At 67.3% G+C, this 799-nt stretch carries 1 protein-coding gene; it reads left to right on the forward strand.

The window, feature by feature from the left end:
- On the forward strand, positions 1 to 799 hold a 799-nt coding region (trbL, locus tag NUU27_RS25430; protein ID WP_257765076.1), incomplete at both ends, for a P-type conjugative transfer protein TrbL.

The following is a 799-nucleotide window of genomic DNA, read 5'->3' on the forward strand; positions in this document are numbered from 1 at the left end:
TCGCGCGGCTGGTGAAGAAGACGCTCTTCATCGGGATATTCGCCTACATCATCGGCAACTGGAACAATCTGGCGAGGATCGTTTTCGACTCCTTCGCCGGCCTCGGCCTCATGGCGTCGGGCACCGGGTTCAGCGCCGCCGACCTGATGCGCCCCGGCCGTGTCGCGCAGACCGGCCTCGACGCCGGCCGCCCGCTGCTCGAGTCCATCTCTGACCTGATGGGCTATTGGAGCTTCTTCGAGAACTTCATCCAGATCGCCTGCCTGCTGTTCGCCTGGGCACTCGTCATCCTCGCTTTCTTCATCCTCGCCGTGCAGCTCTTCGTCACCCTGATCGAGTTCAAGCTGACCACGCTCGCCGGCTTTGTGCTGATCCCCTTCGGCCTGTTCGGCAAGACCGCCTTCATGGCCGAGCGCGTATTGGGCAACGTGGTGTCCTCCGGCATCAAGGTCCTGGTGCTGGCCGTCATCATCGGCATCGGCTCGACGCTGTTTTCGCAATTCACGGCCGGGTTCGGCGGGGCGACGCCCACCATCGACGACGCCATGGCTATCGTGCTCGCGGCCCTGTCGCTGCTGGGCCTCGGCATTTTCGGTCCCGGCATCGCCTCAGGGATTGTCTCGGGCGGGCCGCAGCTCGGCGCAGGTTCGGCCGTGGGCACCGGTCTGGCCGCCGGCGGCATGCTGCTCGCCGGTGGTGCGGCGGCGGGCGGCGCGGCCATGCTCGGTGCAAGAGGTGGCGCTGCTGCTCTTTCGGGCGGAGCCGCGGCCGTTCGCGGCGGTGCAACCGCGGCAGGGGC

The organism is Nitratireductor sp. ZSWI3 (genome assembly GCF_024655565.1).
Lineage (GTDB): Bacteria > Pseudomonadota > Alphaproteobacteria > Rhizobiales > Rhizobiaceae > Nitratireductor.